Source organism: Actinomadura decatromicini (assembly GCF_008121305.1).
Classification (GTDB): domain Bacteria; phylum Actinomycetota; class Actinomycetes; order Streptosporangiales; family Streptosporangiaceae; genus Spirillospora; species Spirillospora syzygii.
In genome coordinates, this window is the sequence record NZ_VSRQ01000002.1 from 835,479 (window position 1) to 853,951 (window position 18,473).

The 18,473-nt window shown below is 72.1% G+C and carries 14 protein-coding genes and 1 tRNA gene; 13 read left to right on the forward strand and 2 right to left on the reverse strand.

The window, feature by feature from the left end; all coding sequences use genetic code 11:
* Window positions 1-153: 153 nt before the first annotated feature.
* Window positions 154-239: transfer RNA gene (locus FXF68_RS11615), tRNA-Leu, on the reverse strand.
* A 117-nt stretch (window positions 240-356) separates the two neighbouring features.
* Between FXF68_RS11615 and FXF68_RS11620 the strand changes: the two genes are divergently transcribed.
* The 3 genes from FXF68_RS11620 (at window position 357) to FXF68_RS11630 (ending at window position 4,461) form a co-directional block, all read left to right on the forward strand.
* On the forward strand, window positions 357-1,667 hold the full coding sequence (locus FXF68_RS11620; protein WP_425458593.1) for a M20/M25/M40 family metallo-hydrolase: 1,311 nt from the start codon (window positions 357-359) through the stop codon (window positions 1,665-1,667).
* Window positions 1,668-1,801: 134 nt separating this feature from the next.
* On the forward strand, window positions 1,802-2,503 hold the full coding sequence (locus FXF68_RS11625) for a hypothetical protein (RefSeq protein ID WP_148758924.1): 702 nt from the start codon (window positions 1,802-1,804) through the stop codon (window positions 2,501-2,503).
* Between the two features lie 140 nt (window positions 2,504-2,643).
* Window positions 2,644-4,461 carry a chaplin family protein gene (locus FXF68_RS11630; RefSeq protein WP_148758925.1) on the forward strand — a complete coding sequence of 606 codons (1,818 nt, stop codon included), beginning with the start codon at window positions 2,644-2,646 and terminating at the stop codon, window positions 4,459-4,461.
* A gap of 693 nt (window positions 4,462-5,154) precedes the next feature.
* On the opposite strand, the gene FXF68_RS11635 is transcribed toward FXF68_RS11630, so the two are convergent.
* Window positions 5,155-5,340: a DUF5703 family protein gene (locus FXF68_RS11635; RefSeq protein WP_148351060.1), complete on the reverse strand. Its 186-nt coding sequence runs from the start codon at window positions 5,338-5,340 to the stop codon at window positions 5,155-5,157.
* 243 nt (window positions 5,341-5,583) lie between these two features.
* On the opposite strand from FXF68_RS11635, the gene topA reads away from it, so the two are divergent.
* The 10 genes from topA to FXF68_RS11685 all read left to right on the forward strand — a co-directional run bounded on the left by topA (window position 5,584) and on the right by FXF68_RS11685 (window position 18,441).
* Window positions 5,584-8,280 carry a type I DNA topoisomerase gene (gene topA, locus FXF68_RS11640; RefSeq protein ID WP_148758926.1) on the forward strand — a complete coding sequence of 899 codons (2,697 nt, stop codon included), beginning with the start codon at window positions 5,584-5,586 and terminating at the stop codon, window positions 8,278-8,280.
* 28 nt (window positions 8,281-8,308) lie between these two features.
* Window positions 8,309-10,378 (forward strand): dTMP kinase, encoded by a 2,070-nt coding sequence (tmk, locus tag FXF68_RS11645; RefSeq protein WP_148758927.1) that lies wholly within the window; start codon window positions 8,309-8,311, stop codon window positions 10,376-10,378.
* A 35-nt stretch (window positions 10,379-10,413) separates the two neighbouring features.
* The gene (locus FXF68_RS11650) at window positions 10,414-11,553 is read left to right on the forward strand and encodes a DNA polymerase III subunit delta' (RefSeq protein ID WP_148758928.1); all 1,140 of its coding nucleotides are present in this window, start codon (window positions 10,414-10,416) and stop codon (window positions 11,551-11,553) included.
* Window positions 11,554-11,752: 199 nt separating this feature from the next.
* Window positions 11,753-13,462 (forward strand): S8 family peptidase, encoded by a 1,710-nt coding sequence (locus FXF68_RS11655; protein ID WP_148758929.1) that lies wholly within the window; start codon window positions 11,753-11,755, stop codon window positions 13,460-13,462.
* 118 nt (window positions 13,463-13,580) lie between these two features.
* Window positions 13,581-14,087, forward strand: a complete 507-nt coding sequence (locus FXF68_RS11660; RefSeq protein ID WP_148758930.1) for a permease-like cell division protein FtsX — start codon at window positions 13,581-13,583, stop codon at window positions 14,085-14,087.
* Between the two features lie 42 nt (window positions 14,088-14,129).
* The gene (locus FXF68_RS11665) at window positions 14,130-14,609 is read left to right on the forward strand and encodes a low molecular weight protein-tyrosine-phosphatase (RefSeq protein ID WP_148758931.1); all 480 of its coding nucleotides are present in this window, start codon (window positions 14,130-14,132) and stop codon (window positions 14,607-14,609) included.
* Complete coding sequence (locus tag FXF68_RS11670; RefSeq protein WP_148758932.1) at window positions 14,610-15,455, forward strand: fructosamine kinase family protein; 846 nt, start codon at window positions 14,610-14,612, stop codon at window positions 15,453-15,455.
* A gap of 151 nt (window positions 15,456-15,606) precedes the next feature.
* The gene (locus FXF68_RS42275) at window positions 15,607-16,611 is read left to right on the forward strand and encodes a TolB-like translocation protein (RefSeq protein WP_187437863.1); all 1,005 of its coding nucleotides are present in this window, start codon (window positions 15,607-15,609) and stop codon (window positions 16,609-16,611) included.
* Between the two features lie 161 nt (window positions 16,612-16,772).
* On the forward strand, window positions 16,773-17,591 hold the full coding sequence (locus tag FXF68_RS11680; RefSeq protein ID WP_425458596.1) for a PSP1 domain-containing protein: 819 nt from the start codon (window positions 16,773-16,775) through the stop codon (window positions 17,589-17,591).
* A 145-nt stretch (window positions 17,592-17,736) separates the two neighbouring features.
* On the forward strand, window positions 17,737-18,441 hold the full coding sequence (locus tag FXF68_RS11685; protein WP_148758934.1) for a S1 family peptidase: 705 nt from the start codon (window positions 17,737-17,739) through the stop codon (window positions 18,439-18,441).
* Window positions 18,442-18,473: the final 32 nt, after the last annotated feature.

Below are 18,473 nucleotides of genomic sequence, written 5' to 3' on the forward strand. Positions count from 1 at the left end.
GATACAGGATGGTGAATGCTTTTGCAGGGAGCTTAATGCTGGGCAGCGGTGACATTTGCCCTGCAAGCAAAAGACCCAGCTCGTGAGAGGCGCCTCGGAGCTGAGTCTTGGTAGAATCCTGTATAGTTTTGCGGAGCTATACATGATCTTGTGTGTCCGAGGGGGGACTTGAACCCCCATGCCCCGTGAAGGGCACTAGCACCTCAAGCTAGCGCGTCTGCCTATTCCGCCACCCGGACCGGTTGCAGGCCGCAGTGTGGCTGCGGCGGGGTTCACCATACCAAAGGTGGCGAGTCGCGGCGAAGTCGATCGCCGGGGCACCATGGGACGGTACGCGACTACACGAGGTGATGACTGTGGCCCAGGGGCCGACCGCTGAGGACGAGGTCGTCCGGCTCTGCCAGGAGCTGATCCGGATCGACACGAGCAATCCCGGGGATCATTCGGGGCCGGGGGAACGGGCGGCGGCGGAGTACGTCGCCGAGAAGTTGGACGAGGTCGGGCTGGAGTCGCGGATCTTCGAGTCTCATCCGGGGCGGGCCAGTCTCGTCGCGCGGATCGAGGGGGAGGATCCGGGACGGGACGCGCTGCTTCTGCACGGGCATCTCGACGTCGTGCCGGCGCGCCGGGAGGACTGGTCGCGCGACCCGTTCGGGGGCGAGATCGCGGACGGGTGCGTCTGGGGGCGCGGGGCCGTCGACATGAAGGACATGGACGCGATGATCCTCGCGGTCGTCCGGCAGCGGCTGCGGGAGGGGCGCAAGCCGCCGCGGGACGTGGTGCTCGCCTTCCTGGCGGACGAGGAGGCCGGGGGCAAGTGGGGCTCGGGGTGGCTGGTCAAGGAGCATCCGGAGCTGTTCGAGGGGTGCACGGAGGCGGTGGGCGAGGTCGGCGGGTTCAGCCTGACGGTGCCCGGCGACCGGCGGATGTACCTGATCGAGACGGCGGAGAAGGGCATCGCGTGGATGAACCTGACCGCCAAGGGGACGGCCGGGCACGGGTCGATGGTGCATCCGGACAACGCGGTGACGGCCGTGGCGGCGGCGGTCGCGCGGCTCGGGTCGCACGAGTTCCCGCTGCGGTTGACGAAGACGGTGCGGGCGTTCCTGGAGCGGGCGTGCCTGGCGTACGGCGTGGAATTCGACCCGGATAATCCGGAAAAGTGCCTTTCGGAGATCGGTCCGCTGGCGCGGATGATCGGCGCGACGCTCCGGAACACGCTCAATCCGACGCGGTTGGACGCCGGGTACAAGACGAACGTCATTCCGCAGTCGGCGACGGCGCAGGTGGACGGACGCTTTCTTCCCGGGCACGAGTCGGAGTTCTTCGCGACCGTGGACGAACTTCTCGGTCCGGACGTCGAGCGGGATTTCGTCCATCACGACCACGCGCTGGAGGCGGAGTACGAGGGCGCGCTCGTCGCCGCCATGGAGGCCGCTCTGATCTCGGAGGACGCGGGCGCGCTGCCGGTGCCGTACTGCCTGAGCGGCGGGACGGACGCCAAGGCGTTCGCGCGGCTCGGAATGCGCTGCTACGGCTTCGCGCCGCTGAAGCTCCCCCCAGAGTTGGACTTTTCCGGAATGTTCCATGGAATCGACGAGCGCGTTCCGGTGGACGGGCTGCACTTCGGCGTCCGGGTCCTTGACGCATTTCTTGATCGGTCTTGAATCTGGCGCGCCATTGCACTCCGTAGTGCTATCGTCACACTGAACGCTTTTCGTCCTGGGTGGTCCCACACGCACGGCCCAGGCGAAAAGTGTTCATTTCTTGCGGACGATCTGGTCGCGACGGGGGTTCTTCGGTGGCAGGCGGCGCGGTGGTGTCGGGGGCGGTCTCCGTCCTCGCGCGTCGCGCCGTCCGCCGGATCCTCGTCCTGGCCGGGTTGGCGGTCGCCGGCTGGCTGCTCGGCTGCGCCGCGCAGTCGGCGGCGGCCCACGCCGACGAGCTGCCCGCGGTCCCGTCGCAGGTCGTCGCGGGGACGCCCGTCCTGGGCTCCGCGGTTCAGACCGCGCCGCGCCCGGTGGGGCACGTCGTGCGGGAGGTGTCGGAGAAGGCACCGGTCGAGCAGCGGGAACCGGTGACGCTCGCGCCGCCTCCGGCCCCCTTGGAAATTCCAGCAATTTCGGGGGCTCCGGAGACTCCGCGTTTCGTAGCGAACGCGCATGAGGGCAAGGCCGTGCCCGCGGGCCATTCCGCCCCGGCATCGCCCTTGACCCGGCATCGCGCCGCGAAGATCGTCCAGGCGGCTCCGGCCGCCGGCGGACACGCGGCGAACCAGGTCGTCCGGCATCGCCCGGCGCCGATGCGGGCGCCCGCCGCGCCCACCCCGCCCGACGACCACTCCGCGATCGGCAACTCCGCCGCGTCCGGTGCGGTCGCGGGCCTCCCGGACGTCCTCGCATGGACGCCGGCTCCGCCGCGGGCCTCGGTCCCGCGTGCGCTCAGCGCGCTTCCCCCGGCCGTCCGCACCGCCGCGGACGAGCCGACCTTCGCGCCCGACTGAGCACCGGTCACAGTCTCCGGACCCGCCCCCGCGTGCCTTGAGGGGCCAGGTCCGGGACGTGTCGTGCGCTCCGCGCGGCACGTCACCCCCTCACGAATCACGAGACCTCGTCTCAACCCCCAACCATTGAACGGAGCATCATGCGAACGTGGGCTAAAAGCACGTCCCGGGCCGCCGTGGTCGCCGCGGGCGTCGTCGTCCTCGGCGTCAGCACCCTCCCGGCGAACGCCTTCGCCGACACCACCGACGGCACCGGGAGCGTCCTCGGCGGCAACCAGGTGAACGCGCCGATCTCCGCGCCGGTCGACGTCAGCGGCAACGGCGTCGCCGTCATCGGAAAGTCGATCGCCGGGTCCGGCGGCGGTGCGAAGGTCCGCCAGAACGGCGGCGGAGGCACCGGGCAGCAGACGGCCGGCACCTTCGGCGTCGGCTCCGGAAACCAGGTCAACGCGCCCGTCGCCGCGCCGGTGAACGTCTGCGGCAACGGCGTCGCCGTGATCGGCATCGCGGTCGCGGGCTGCCAGGGCGGGTCCACCGTCAAGGGCGGCGGCGGTGCCGGCGGGGGCCAGAAGACCGACGGGACGGGCGGCGTCGCCTCGGGCAACCAGGTGAACGCGCCGGTGTCCGTCCCCGTCGACGTGTGCGGCAACGCGGCGGCGGTCGTCGGCGTGGCGGGCGCGGGCTGCAAGGGCGGGTCCACCGTCAAGGGCGGCGGCGCCGGGTCGGGGCAGTCGACATCCGGCGTGTTCGGCGTCGGGTCCGGAAACCAGGTCGACGCGCCGATCAGCGTGCCCGCGGACGTCTGCGGCAACGCGGTCGGCAACGCGGTCGCGGCCTGCCACGGCGGCGCGTCCACGGGCGGCGGCGGGACCGGCGGGTCCGGCGGGTCCGGCGGGTCCGGCGGGTCCGGCGGGTCCGGCGGGCAGACCACCGACGGCACCTTCGGCGTCCTCTCCGGAAACCAGGGAAACACGCCGGTCGACGCCCCGGCGGAGGTGTGCGGCAACGCCGCCGCGATCATCGGGCAGGCCGCCGCGCTCTGCAAGGGCGGCACCCACGTCCACGGCGGGCACGGCGGCGACCAGCACACGTCCGGGGTGGACGGCGTCCTCGCGGGAAACCAGGGCGGCGCGCCGACCACGGCCCCCGTTGACGTGTGCGGGAACGCGGCGGCGGTCGTCGGCGCGGCGACCCCGGTGTGCGCGGACGACCCCTACCAGGACCCGTACGACAACCCGTACCGCCGGACGTCCGGCGTCCTGGACGGCTCGCTGCAGAACCCCGACCTGATCGACACCGTCTCCCTGCTCGGCACCCAGGCGCCGCGGGGAACGGCGGACCTGCTGCCGGAGAACGGCGCCCTGACCATGAACGGCGTCCTGGTGCAGAAGGACGCGCTGGCGGAGGCGGTGGGCGGCCTCTCGAAGGCGGGCGAGGGCAGGGAGGCGCGGATCTCCGGCGGCACGCCCGGGACGGGCGGCCAGCCGAAGCCGGGCGGCCTGATCGCCAACGGGATCCTGCCGAAGGAGCTGTCCAACGTGGGCGGCACCGGTGCCCGGCAGGCGGCGAGCGGCCTGCCGAAGCTGGACACGCTTTCCAAGAAGGCCGCCCTGCCGAACGGCGCCCTGCCGAAGAACGGCGGGCTGAACCAGGCGGGTCTGCCCAAGGGGCACGTCCAGGACGGCGCGCAGCCGAAGGGGACGAACCCCGGGCCCCTGCTGTCCGCGACGCGCCACGTCCCGGGCGCGCCGAGCGCTGAGACGCTGCCCGCGACGTCCGTCGTCCCGGGCACGGCCGAGATCGGGCCGATCAAGAAGGTCGCGGCGGTGCAGCCGACCAAGGAGCGGCACGGGTCGAGCTGGACGGTGGCCGCCGCCGGGGTGGTCTCGTTCATGGCCGGTGTGCTGACGCTGGTCCGGCGGACTCCCGCGCACCGGACGGCGTCCGCCCACCAGTAGGTCCGCCCACCAGTAGGACGGAACCGCGGCGCGCCCCGCGCGCCGCGGTACCGGGGCCGCCGGGAGGCAGGCGGCCGCCGGAAGACCAAGGCCCATCGCCACCCCCCTCCAGGCGGAGCCCTTCCTTCCGAGCGGCCCACCCCACCTCCCGGCGGCCACCTAGCCCCCAAGCCCCCCGCCCCAAGCGCCCGGCCACAAGTACCGGCCATGAGGCCCCACTACGAGCGCCCGGACACGTACGCCTCGCCACAACCCGCCCGGCGTAGCCATTTCGCGACAAGCACCTTGCCTCAAGGGGCATAACCACGCTCCGTTGGCGGGCGTCCTCACCCGGAGCGCGCCTCCGGGGCGCATGCCTCTCGGTGGAGCGAGCCCGATTACCTTTCGGTGGCTCGCTCCTTTCTGCGTCATCACACGTCTCGGCAGGTAGGGGCGTCACTTCGGTGGGAGATTCGTGCTACCGCGGCGGCGCGTCCTCGGAGCCGAGGCCCAGCCCGACACACCGGCCCCCACCGACCGTCACGATCACCACCGGTCACGGAGAGGAGTCGCGCGGCGCCCAGGCCCGAGACCGTCCGGAATGCGGCTCGCCCTTCCGGCGTTGACGTTCACGAGGGTCAGGACGTCCACCCGCACGGCTTCGCCGAAGTGACCGTACGTAGTGCTACACTCCCGGCGGACTGCCGGGAACGGTCAGAACGTGCGGACGACGCGGATGACCTTGCGGCGGAGTTGAATACGGCGGCGGCCGTCCGGGTAGAGGCGCAAACGGTCGATTTCCCAGCCGCCGCGCTCTGCGTGCTCGGTCAGGATCTGCCGGGCGGTGTCACGCGAGGTGCCGCGGGGCAGGGACAGGACGAGGTAGGTGTACTCCGCCATTGCGACCATTATTACTGGTCTACCGCGTGTCCGGCACCGTACGGTGGCGACCCGGTCCGCGCGGCCTCCGGCGGCATGTCATCCTGTCTGAGGCGCGCGGCGGTGAGAATCCCGTCCGCCTCCTGGGGCGGTGAGGTGGACGGAGACGCCCGGCGGGCATGAACGCGCCGTCCCGGGACGTTGTACGAAGCCGGTAAGAAAGAGCCTGTTCAAGAGGACCGAGACAGCGAGGTTGGAGCGACTGTGCCAGCCAAGAACGGCACCGCGGATCGTGGCCGGGGCAACGGAGCCGGTACCCGCCTGGTGATCGTCGAGTCGCCCGCGAAGGCGAAGACGATCGCGGGGTACCTGGGCCGTGGCTACATCGTGGAGTCCAGTATCGGCCATATCCGGGATCTCCCGGGGAGCGCCTCGGAGGTGCCGGCCAAGTACAAGGGCGAGTCGTGGGCGAAGCTGGGCGTCAACGTGGAGCGCGAGTTCGAGCCGCTCTACGTCGTCAACTCCGACAAGCGTCAGCAGGTCCAGAAGCTCAAGAAGCTGCTCGCCGAGGCCGACGAACTCTACCTCGCGACGGACGAGGACCGGGAGGGCGAGGCGATCGCCTGGCACCTCCAGGAGGTGCTGAAGCCGAAGGTCCCCGTCCACCGGATGGTCTTCAACGAGATCACCAAGGACGCGATCCAGCGCGCCGCCGCGAACCCGCGCGAGCTGAACATGCCGCTCGTCGACGCGCAGGAGACGCGCCGCGTCCTGGACCGCCTCTACGGGTACGAGGTCAGCCCCGTCCTGTGGAAGAAGGTCATGCCGAAGCTGTCGGCGGGCCGGGTGCAGTCGGTGGCGACGCGGCTGGTGGTCGAGCGGGAGCGGGAGCGGATCGCGTTCGTCCCGGCCCACTACTGGGATATCGCGGCCCAGTTCGACACGGGCAAGGACGACGAGCCCAAGGTCTTCAAGGCCGGGCTGGTCTCGGTCGACGGCAAGCGCGTCGCGCAGGGCCGCGACTTCGCGTCCGACGGGACGCTCAAGACCCGTGACGCCCTCCACCTGGACGAGCCCGCCGCGCGCGCCCTGGCCGAGCGGCTGCGCGACCGTCCCTACGAGGTCACGACGGTCGAGCGGAAGCCGTACACGCGCCGCCCGTACCCCCCGTTCCGGACGACGACCCTCCAGCAGGAGGCGTCCCGCAAGCTGAACTTCTCCGCGAAGTACACGATGTCGGTGGCGCAGAAGCTGTACGAGAACGGCTTCATCACCTACATGCGAACCGACTCGATCACGCTGTCGGAGACGGCGATCACGGCGGCGCGGCGGCAGGCGGCGGCGCTGTTCGGCGGCGAGTACGTCCCGGACAAGCCGCGCGTGTACGCGTCGAAGGTGAAGAACGCGCAGGAGGCGCACGAGGCGATCCGCCCGGCGGGCGACACGTTCCGCACGCCGGGGGAGACGGGCCTGTCCGGCGACCAGTTCCGGCTGTACGAGCTGATCTGGAAGCGGACGATCGCGTCCCAGATGAAGGACGCGCTGGGCCAGTCGGTGTCGATCCGCGTCGCCGGGAACTCCACGCAGAACGAGCGGGCCGAGTTCGGCGCGACCGGAAAGACGATCACCTTCTACGGGTTCCTGAAGGCGTACGTCGAGAGCGCGGACGACCCGTCCACCGACCGGGACGACCAGGAGCGCCGCCTCCCGAACCTGGCCGAGGGCGACCCGCTGACCGCGAACACCGTGGACGCCGAGGGCCACTCGACCCGTCCGCCCGCCCGCTACACCGAGGCCAGCCTGGTCAAGGAGCTGGAGGAGCGGGAGATCGGGCGGCCGTCCACCTACGCCTCGATCATCGGGACGATCATCGCCCGCGAGTACGTGTTCAAGAAGGGCACGGCGCTCGTCCCGTCGTTCCTGGCGTTCGCCGTGGTGAACCTGCTGGAGCAGCACTTCGGCAACCTGGTCGACTACGACTTCACCGCCCACATGGAGGACGGTCTCGACGAGATCGCCCGCGGCGAGGCCGAGCGCGTCCGCTGGCTGACCCGGTTCTACTTCGGCGACAACGGCGAAGAGGGCTTGAAGGAGCTGGTCGGCGACATCGGCGACATCGACGCCAAGGGCGTCAGCTCGTTCCCGATCAAGGGCTCCGACATCGTCGTCCGGGTCGGCCGGTACGGGTCCTACCTCGACCGCGACGGCGAGCGCGTCAACATCCCGGACGACATCGCGCCCGACGAGCTGACGGCCGAGAAGGCCGAGGAGCTGATGGCGCAGCCGTCCGGCGACCGGGAGCTCGGCACCGACCCGGAGACCGGGCACACGATCGTCGCGAAGTCGGGGCGGTTCGGCCCGTACGTCACCGAGATCCTGCCCGAGCAGGCGCCTCCGGCCGAGGGCGAGAAGAAGCGGCGCACGAAGAAGGCCGACGCGCCGAAGCCGCGCACCGGTTCGCTGTTCAAGTCGATGTCGCTCGACACGATCACGCTGGACGACGCGCTGAAGCTGCTGTCGCTGCCGCGCACGCTCGGCGAGATCGACGGCGAGCCGGTCACCGCCCAGAACGGGCGCTTCGGCCCGTACATCAAGCGGGGCACCGACAGCCGTTCGCTCTCGTCCGAGGACGAGCTGTTCACGGTCACGCTGGAGCAGGCGAAGGAGCTGCTGGCGCAGCCGAAGCAGCGCGGCCGCCGGGCCGCCGCCGCGGCGCCGCTGCGCGAGCTCGGCAACGACCCGTCCAGTGAGAAGCCGGTCGTGGTGAAGGAGGGACGGTTCGGCCCCTACGTGACGGACGGGGAGACCAACGCCTCCCTGCGCAAGGGCGACGAGGTCGAGTCGATCACCATCCAGCGCGCCGCGGAACTGCTCGCGGAACGGCGCGAGAAGGTGGCCGCGGGCGGCACGAAGAAGAAGACGACAACGCGCCGTCGAACCTCCGCAAAGTCCGGCTCCTAGGGACATCCACGCCGATACCCTGACCGACATGACCAGAACGGGCGCATCCCGGCCGCACCCCGCGGCGTCACCGCCGCCGGGAGTCTCGCCGCTTTCCTCGATCGGGCCGTTCCGGCGGCTGCGGTCGGCGCTGGCGCTGTCCGGGCTCGGGCTGTGGCTCGCCGTTCCGGCGCTGACCGCGATGGCCGCGCTGCTGACCCGCGACGACACGGCCGCCGTCCAGGTCCGGGCGGTCGGCGGCGTGCTGGTGCTGCTGGTGCTGCCCGCGGTGCTGCTCGCCCCGGTCGGCGGCGCGCTCGCCGCCCGCGTCGACCGGCGGCTGATGCTGATCGTCGCGGACGTGGTGCGGTTCGTGGTCGTGCTGACCGTCCCGCTGGTGGGGACGCTGCCGTGGACGTTCGCCGCCGCGTTCCTGGTCTCCTGCGCGGGCCTGCTGTGGGCGCCCGCCGCCCGCGCGTCCCTGCCCGCCCTGGTCCCGGACGACGAGCTGCGCCCCGGCGCGCACCGCACGGCGAACCGCGTCCTCGTCGCCCCGGCCCCGGTCGCGGCGCTGCTGTTCGCCGTCCTCGCGCTGATCGCCAACGGGACGCTCGGCCGCGGCTCGCGCGCCGACCTCGCCCTCTACGTGACGGCCGCCGTGTTCGTCGCCTCGGCCGCCGCCGTGGCGCTGGTCCGCGAGATCCCGGCGTCCGAGCAGGTCCGCGCCGTCGCGCCGGTGAAGGCGATCTTCCAGGGGCCGGGGACGGCCGCCGCGCGCGGCGTCGGGCTCGCGGTGACCGCCGCGTCGCTCACGGCGGGCGCGGTCGTCGGGGTCGCCCGCGTGCACACCGGCGAGCTGGGCGGAGGCGACGCCGGGTACGGCAGCGTCCTCGCCGGGCTGGCGATCGGGCTCGGGTCCGGGGTGTTCCTCGGGCCGCGCGTGCTCGTCCCGTTCAGCCGCCGGAGGCTGCTCGGCCTCGCGGTGATCGCGGCCGCGGTCGCGCTGGTCGTGATCGCGCTCGTGCAGAACCTCGTCGTCGCCGTGTTCACGACCGGGTTCCTCGGCGTGTTCGCGGGGGCCGCGTGGGCGACCGGGAGCATCGCGCTCACCGATCCCGACGCGCCCGAGGACACCCGTCCGGCCGGCTACCTGCGGTCGGTCGCCGTCGTGACCGCGGCGGTCGCGTTCGCGGCCGTCTCGCTGGTCGCGGGCGCGGTCGGGTCGCACCGGCTCGACGTCGGCGACTCGGTGTACGACTTCGACGGGACGGGCGCCGCGATGCTGATCGCGGCCGTGCTCGCGCTGCTCGCCGGGCTGGTCGGGTTCCGGCGGCTGGACGACCGGCGCGGCATCCCGCTCGTCCCCGACCTGCGCGCCGCGCTGCGCGGCGAGATCTACACGCCGCCGGAGCAGGCCCCGGCGGCGGAGCGGCCCGTCCGGCGCGAGCGCGGCGTGTTCATCGCGTTCGAGGGCGGCGAGGGCGCGGGCAAGACCACGCAGGCGCGGCTGGCGGCGATCTGGCTGCGCGACCACGGCTACGACGTCGTCACGACGCACGAGCCCGGCGCCACCAAGATCGGGATGCGGCTGCGCGCGATGCTGCTCGACCGCGACACGACCGGGCTGTCCGACCGGGCCGAGAGCCTGCTGTACGCGGCCGACCGCGCCGACCACGTCGCGAACGTGATCCGGCCCGCGATGGACCGCGGCGCCATCGTGGTGAGCGACCGGTACGTCGACTCGTCCCTCGCCTACCAGGGCTTCGGCCGGCAGCAGCGCGTCGAGGACATCGCCCGCGTGAACGCCTGGGCGACGGGCGGGCTCGTCCCGGACCTGACCGTCCTGCTGGAGATCCCGCCGCAGGCCGGGCTCGGGCGGCTGTCCGCGCCCGCCGACCGGATCGAGTCCGAGTCGCAGGACTTCCACGAGCGCGTCCGCGCCGGGTTCCGCGCGCTCGCCGAGGCCGACCCCGACCGCTACCTGATCCTGGACGCGAGCCGTCCGCAGAACGAGCTGAGCCGCGAGATCCAGTACCGCATCCGGGAGATCCTCCCCGACCCGGTGCCCGCGGGCGCCGAGGACGTCACCGGCACCTTCCCGGTCATCACCGAGTACTGAACGGTCCGGGCCCCGGCCCGGCTAGCCTTTGAACCATGAGCGTGTGGGACGACCTCGTGGGCCAGGAGCCGGTCATCGCGCAGTTGTCGGCGGCCGCGGCGGGCGAGGGCGGTCTCGCGCACGCCTGGCTGTTCACCGGCCCGCCCGGCGTGGGCCGCTCCACCGCCGCCCGCGCGTTCGCGGCGGCGCTCCAGTGCGAGGAGACGCCGCGGGGCTGCGGGCACTGCCCGTCCTGCCACCAGGTGCTCCAGGGCACGCACGCCGACGTCGAGCTGATCCGCCCGGCGGGGCTGTCGTACGGCGCGGCGGAGGCGCGGAAGCTGGTGCTGCGCGCGTCCTCGGCGCCGAGCGGCGGACGCTGGCAGATCGCCCTGTTCGAGGACGCGCACCGCGCGACGGAACCGGCCGCGAACGTCCTGCTGAAGGCGATCGAGGAGCCCCCGCCGCGGACGCTCTGGCTGCTCTGCACCCCGTCCCCCGACGACCTGCTCGTGACGATCAAGTCGCGCTGCCGGGTGGTGACGCTGCGGACGCCGCCCGTCCGGGCCGTCGCGGACATGCTCGTCCAGCGGGTGGGCGTCGCCCCTGACGCGGCGGAGTCGGCGGCGCGGATGGCGCAGGGCGACGTCGGCCAGGCGCGCCGCCTCGCGACGGACCCGGAGGCGCGCGGCAGGTACGAGGCCGTCATGGCGGTGCCGCGCCGGCTGACGTCGGTGGGCCCGGCGGTCGCGGCGGCGGAGGCGATCGTGAAGGCCGCCGAGGCGGAGGCGGCGGCGCAGACCACCGAGCTGGACGACGCCGAGACGACGGCGCTGCGCAAGGCGCTCGGCGAGAGCGAGAAGGGCCGCATGCCGCGCGGGACGGCGGGCGCCCTGAAGGAGCTCGCCGACCGGCAGAAGTCCCGGGCGACCCGGTTGAAGCGCGACTCGCTCGACCGGACGCTGCTCGACCTCGCGTCCTATTACCGGGACGTCCTGACGTTGCAGCTCGGCGCGGGCAGCGAGCTGGTGAACGTCGACCTCGGCCCCGAGCTGCGGACGGCGGCGCGGAACGGGCGTCCGGAGGACACGCTCCGCCGCCTCGACGCGATCATGGCGTGCCGGGAGCGGCTGGAGGCGAACGTCAACCCGCTGCTGGCGGTCGAGGCGCTCACCCTCGCCCTCCGCACCGGCTGAGCCGCGCCCCGCGCCGCGCGCGGTTGGACCGCTGCCGGGCGGGCCTTCGCATGCCGGACGGACGTCCGGAACCCCGGCTTACACGAGATCTCCCTTTTCGTTACATAACCGTTCGCATCTCTCAACGGGAACTCGCGTACCTTCGCCTGGCTTGGTCCCCATTTCTCGGGTCTGCTCCCCAACGGCCAGGAGGTCTGCTTTGCGGCGAGCCTTGATTTCCGCGGCGTGCGCCGTCACGACGGTGACGGCGCTCGCGTTCCCAGCGTCAGCGGCTCCGAACCCAACGCAGGCGAAGGGTGAGGTTTCGGAGTACGTCGTCCTCTACAAGGAGGGCGTCTCCCCGGACGCGGCGCACCGCGCGGTGCGGTCGGCCGGGGGTTCGATCGTCCGCGAGAACACCGACGTGGGCGTCGCCACCGTCCGTTCCGGCAACCCCGGGTTCGTCCGCGCCGCGATGCGCGAGCGGGCGCTGGACGGCGCCGCGCGCAACCGCGTCATCGGCGAGGCCCCGAAGACGCCGAAGAAGAAGGCCGCGGACGTCGAGCGGACCGTCGGCACCAAGACCAGGGCGGCCCTGGCCGGAAAGCCGTCAAAGAACAAGGAGCCGCTCGCCGATCTGCAGTGGGACATGAAGCAGATCCACGCGACGGCGGACGGCTCGTACAAGAAGGAGCCCGGCGACAAGCGCGTGCTCGTCGGCGTCCTCGACACCGGCGTGGACGGTGACCACCCCGACATCGCGCCGAATTTCAACCGCGAACTCAGCCGCAATTTCACGACCGACATCCCGACCGACGCGAACGGCGCCGAGGTCGACGGGCCGTGCGAGTTCAAGTCGTGCGTCGACCCCAACGACTGGGACGACAACGACCACGGCACGCACGTCGCGTCCACGATCGCCTCGCCGCGCAACGGGCTCGGTATGGCGGGCGTCGCGCCGAACGTCTCGATCGTCAACATCCGCGTCGGGCAGGACTCCGGCTACTTCTTCCTCCAGCCGACCGTCGACGGCCTCACGTACGCGGCGAAGAACGGCATCGACGTCGTCAACATGTCGTACTACGTGGACCCCTGGCTCTACAACTGCGCCGACAACCCGGCGGACAAGCCCGAGGACCAGCTCGAACAGCGCACCATCATCACGGCCGTCCAGCGGGCGCTGGACTTCGCGCACGAGCGGAACGTCACGCTGATCTCCGCCGCGGGCAACGAGCAGGTCGACTACACGAAGACCAACGTGGACACCACGAGCCCCGACTTCGCGTCCGAGCCGGGCGAGAAGCCGTACGAGCGGACCGTCCCGGCGAGCTGCGTGTCGATGCCGACCGAGGGCGAGCACGTCATCCCGATCTCGGCTACCGGCCCGAGCACCCGCAAGTCGTACTACAGCAGCTACGGCAACGGGTACGTGGCGGTGGCCGCGCCCGGCGGCGACAAGGTCGACACGACCGACCAGCGTCCGGACGACCGCGCCGGGATCTGGGCCGCCTACCCCGAGCGGCTGGCGAAGGCCCGCGGCGAGCTGAACGCCGACGGGACGCCGAAGACGCCGAACATCATCCGCAGCTGCAAGGGCGACGAGTGCGCCTACTACCAGTCGATCCAGGGGACGTCGATGGCGTCGCCGCACGCGGTCGGCGTCGCGGCCCTCATCGTCAGCCGGTACGGGCACCGGGACCGCCGCAACGGCGGCCTCACCCTCGACCCGCGCGCCGTCGAGGGCATCCTGCGCGGCACCGCGACCGCCAAGGACTGCCCGGACCCGCGGACGTTCGAGTACGTCTGGTACACGCAGCAGGACGGCAAGTGGGTCAAGCACACGTCGACCCAGACCTGTGAAGGCTCGAAGGGCCAGAACGGGTTCTTCGGCAACGGCATCGTGGACGCGCTGAACGCCATTCGCCACTGACCGTCTTTCGCAACGGCCCCCGGCTTCCCGGCCGGGGGTCGTTCTTTTCGGGAGGGGTCACCACGTTCCGTGCGACCATGGCGACGCCCCGGAACATCGCGGATCGGAGGGAGCCCCGGTGACCGAGCCCCGCGAGGACGGACCCGACGCGCCAGGACGGCGGTCGCCGCGGCCCCTGGTGCTGGTGGCGCTGTTCACGGCCTTCGTTCTTTCCGTCGTCGGAATGACGGCGGGCACCTACCTGGTGTTCGACCGGACGATGGGAAAGGACGACGCGAAGGGCGGCGCCGGACGCCAGGTGAACGTGTTCCTGTGCGTGAAATCGTCCGATCCCGCGAAATGCGGGCAGGGAGCCGCGACCGACCTCCAGAAGGACGCGATCAGGAAGCGACTGCAGAGCATGCCCAAGGTGCGTTCGGTCGTATACCTGTCGCAGGACCAGGCGTGGGCTGACTTCAAGCGGAAGTTCGCCGACGACAAGGACCTGATCGGCAGCGTCCGCCCGCAGGACATCCCGGACTCCTTCCAGGCCCGGGTCGAGGACGGCGGGGCCGCGAAGGCCGTGAAGGCGGCGATGACCGGTGTCCCCGGCGTGGAGGCCGTCGTCCTGGACCGCCCGGCGTGAACGCCCGACCTTCATGCCGGGGGACTCGGGCATGATGGAGGAATGCCGTACCGAGTCACGTTCGTCTGCACGGGCAACATCTGCCGCTCCCCGATGGCCGAGTGGGTCCTGCGCCACCACGTGGCGGAGGAGGGCCTGGACGCCGAGGTCGACAGCTCGGGCACCGGCTCCTGGCACGTCGGCGACGGCGCCGACGAGCGGACGGTCGAGACCCTGCGCCGGGCGGGCTACCGGTCGGCGCACATCGCCCGGCAGTTCGAACCGGGCTGGTTCGACCGCTACGACCTGATCGTCGCCCTGGACGAGGGGCACCTCAACGCCCTCCGCGCCATGGCCCCGGGCGAGGAGGCGCGCGGCAAGATCCGCCTGCTGCGCGAGTTCGACCCGGACGCGGGCCCCGACCTCGACGTCCCCGACCCGTATTACGGCGACGACGCGGGCTTCGACCTCGTCCTGGAGCAGGTGGAGGCGGCGATGCCGGGCCTCCTTGAGGAGATCCGCGCGGCGCTCAAGGAGGACTGAGTGCCCGCCCGGCTCGCGCGGCTCCTCGGCGCCGACGTCGAGGACCTGCGCGGCCTCGGCTCCAGCCACGCGTGGACGCTGCACCGCGCGTCCCTCGCCGACGGGCGCGAGGTGTTCGTGAAGGCCGCGTCCGACCAGGCCGGGGTGTTCGCGGCGGAGGTCGCCGGGCTGCGCTGGCTGGGGGAGGCGGGGCCGGACGCGCCCGTCCCGGACGTGGTCGCCGCCGACGAGCACATGCTCGTGCTGCCGTGGCTTGAGCCCGCGTCGCCGACGCCGTCCGCCGCGGAGCGGTTTGGACGCGAGCTGGCCGCCCTGCACACCGGCCGCCGTCCCGCCGAGTACGGCGCGCCGTGGGACGGCTTCATCGCCGACCTGCCCCTCGACAACACCCTCTCCGAAGGTCGTGACTGGCCCGCCTGGTACGCGGAGCGGCGGCTCGAACCGTACCTGCGGGACGGCGCCCGGCACCTGTCGTCCGGCGAGATCCGGCTGGTCGAGCGGGTCATCGAGGACATCGGGACGCTCGCCGGGCCGCCGGAGCCGCCGAGCCGCATCCACGGCGACCTGTGGTCGGGGAACGTCCAGTGGACGGGCGACCGCGCGCTCCTCATCGACCCGGCGGCGCACGGCGGCCACCGCGAGACCGACCTCGCGATGATGGCGCTGTTCGGCACGCCGCAGCTCGACCGAATTCTCGCCGCCTACGACGAGGCGGCGCCGCTCGCCGACGGGTGGCGCGCGCGCGTCCCGCTGCACCAGCTGCATCCGCTGCTTGTGCATGTGGTGCTGTTCGGCACGACGTATGGTGCCACTCTGGCCGAGGCCGCCCGCGCGGCGCTCGGCTGACGGGCGGCGCGCGGCTGCGTGCGCGGGCGGCGCGTCGGCGGCGCGGCTTCGTTGCGACGCGATAACTCCGCATTGATGGCTGTATGTCGCTAGGTAGATGAGATAGAAACGACGGGCGAACTCTCGAGAGAGGCAGGTGCGGGGCGATCCCATGGAAGGCAAGCACGATGACCCATCCCCCGGGACGCGTCTCGGTGTCGGCTCGCTGCGGGGCGCCGTCCCGCTCGGCGCGGCCGCGGCGCTGGCGCTCTTCGTCGCGGGCGGGCTCGACGTGGTGCACCGCCACCAGCGCTCCGCCGAGGAGGAGCACGAGGCGAAGCCCGCCGCGCAGGCGCGCAAGACCGAGCCGCGGTTCGTGGTCGGGGTCGCCGCGACCGGGACGGCGCTGATCGTCCGGGACGTCCGCACCGGCGCCGACGTCGGGCTCCCCGTCGCCGCGCCGCAAGGTCGCCGCTTCCACCGCGTCGCCGCCGCGAAGGACGGCTCGTACGTCGTCGCGTCCTACGCCGCGGGCAAGGTCGCGTTCCACCGCCTCCACCTCGACGCGGACGGACGCCCGAAAGACCTCAAGGACCTTCCGAAGGCCGCCGTCGCGGGCGCGTCCACCGCCTGGTCGGACCTCGCCGTCAGCCCGGACGGCGACCGCGTCGCCTACGTCACCTACCGGAAGGCGCGCGGCAGCGTGACCGTCGTGTCCGCCGGGTCCGGCGCCCGCAAGGCGTGGACGACCCGCGCGCCGGGACGGCTCAGCGCCCTCTCCTGGGCCGGGACGACGCTCTCGTTCGTGTGGACCCCCGCCGGTGGTTCGAGCGGAACCGGCCATCAGGTGCGGGCGCTCGACCTGCGCGGCGCCGGGGGCGACCTCAAGGTCAGCAAGGTCGTCCTGACCCTCCCGAAGGGCCCCTCCACGGCGGTCCTCAGCCGGGACGGACGAGGATTCATCGCGGGCTTCGTCCAGGATTCGCAGCTCTCCCTGCAGACGTACAGCCTGACCGGCAGGCCCGGCAAGGTGCTGTGGCGGCAGAAGGTGGACGGCGCCCTGACCGGCCTGCATCCCGCCCACACCGGGAAGGGCGTGCTGGCCTCGGCGGGCGACCTCTACGTCCAGGACGCGCGGCCCGTCCCCGGCAAGGACCTCGCCGACGCCGCCTGGTGACGGGTCGCTGGCGGATGCTCGCCTGGTGACGGGTCGGCTGGCGGATGCTCGCCTGATGATCGTCTTTTTTCGGACCGGATGCCCCGGTTAGGGACGGGCGCGGACGTCCTAAAGTGGGACGCACGGAACCGGGCGAACGGAGCGAAACCGTGGGCATGGTGATGGCAGTGAGCTTCACCCGTTACGGCCGGCTCTACTACCTCGACCCCGGTCCGCACAGCCCGAGCGTCGGCGACAAGGTGCTCGTCCCCACCGACTCCGGGCCGGAGGTCGCCGAATGCGTGTGGGCGCCGCAGTGGGTGTCGGACGACATCGGCGACCTGCCGGAATGCGCCGGACCCGCCACCGACGAGCACCTCGCCCGCGACGAGGCCAACCGCCGCCGCCGCGCCGAGGGGCGCTCCGTCGCCAAGCGCCTGATCCGCAGGCACGACCTGCCCATGAAGGTCATCGGCGTCGACTTCCTGGACGCCGACAACGTCTTCAAGATCTACTTCACGGCGCCGCACCGGGTGGACTTCCGCGCCCTCGTCCGCGACCTCGCCCGGGGCATCAAGGCGCGGGTCGAGCTGCGCCAGGTCGGCCCGCGCGACGAGGCCCGCCTCCAGGGCGGCATCGGCCCGTGCGGGCGCGACCTCTGCTGCGCCACCTTCCTCAAGGATTTCGAGCCCGTCTCCGTCCGAATGGCGAAAGACCAGGATCTGCCCGTCAATCCGCTGCGGATCGCCGGGGCGTGCGGGCGGCTGATGTGCTGCCTGAAATACGAGCACCCGCTTTACGTGAAGGCGCACGAAAGGATGCCGTCGCTCGGCTCCCGCGTGGAGACGCCGAACGGCTCGGGCCAGGTGATCGGACGGAACGTCCCGGCGGACACGGTGACCGTCCGGCTGAACGGCGGCGGACGCTGCTCCTGCCCGTCCGCGTCGGTCTGCTCGCCGCGCAGGCAGCACGACGCGACGTACAACCCGGACGAGGGCTGACCGGGCTTTTCGCGTCCCTCGTCGTGAACTTGATATACGGGCGCGGTTGATCTTGGCACTTTCGTCCCCTTGCCGGGGTCGCTGGAATTCCGCACTCTTCCGGATAAACCCGTGTCCTGGGCGTCTGATCCCCGCAGGAGGCCCTGTGAAATTCCCTATCGCCGCGCTCGCCGCCGGCGTTCTCGTCACTCTCGCCCCCGCCGCGTCCGCAGCGTCCGCGTCCGCAGCGTCCGCGTCCGCAGCGTCCGCGTCCGCAGCGTCCGGGACCGCTCCCGCTCCGGCCGGTCCCGAGGGCGGTGACGCGATCTTCGCGCCCGGCGGCGTCCGCTGCACGCTGGCCTTCAACGTGCGCAAGAGCGGCGCCTACTCCTTCCTGACCGCGGGCGGCTGCGCGAAGCAGGGGCTGAACCTCTACGCCGACCCGGGCCTGACCATCGAGCTCGGCACGGTCGTCGCCGTGAACGGCCTCGTCGGACTCGCCCGCTACACCGAGCCGCACGTGGAAAGGCCGGGCAGCGTCCACCTTTTCCCAGGGTCGCAGGACATCGCCCGGTCGGGCCGCGCCACCGTCGGGCAGACGGTCTGCACCAGCGGCTCCACCACCGGCAGGCGCTGCGGCACCGTGAAAGCGCTCAACATCACCGTGAACACGCCCGAAGGGACGATCACGGGATTGGCTTCGACGTCCATCTGCACCGAACCCGGCGACAATCCGGGTGCGCCCTACTTCAACGGCGACATGGCCCTCGGCATCGGAATCGGCGGCCAGGGCGGCTGCGCTTCGGGCGGATCGTCCTTCTACAAGCCGGTCACCGATGTGCTGAACGCCTTCGGAGTCGAGGTCTACTGAATTCGGTTGTGCGCCGGGACGCGGGTGACCTA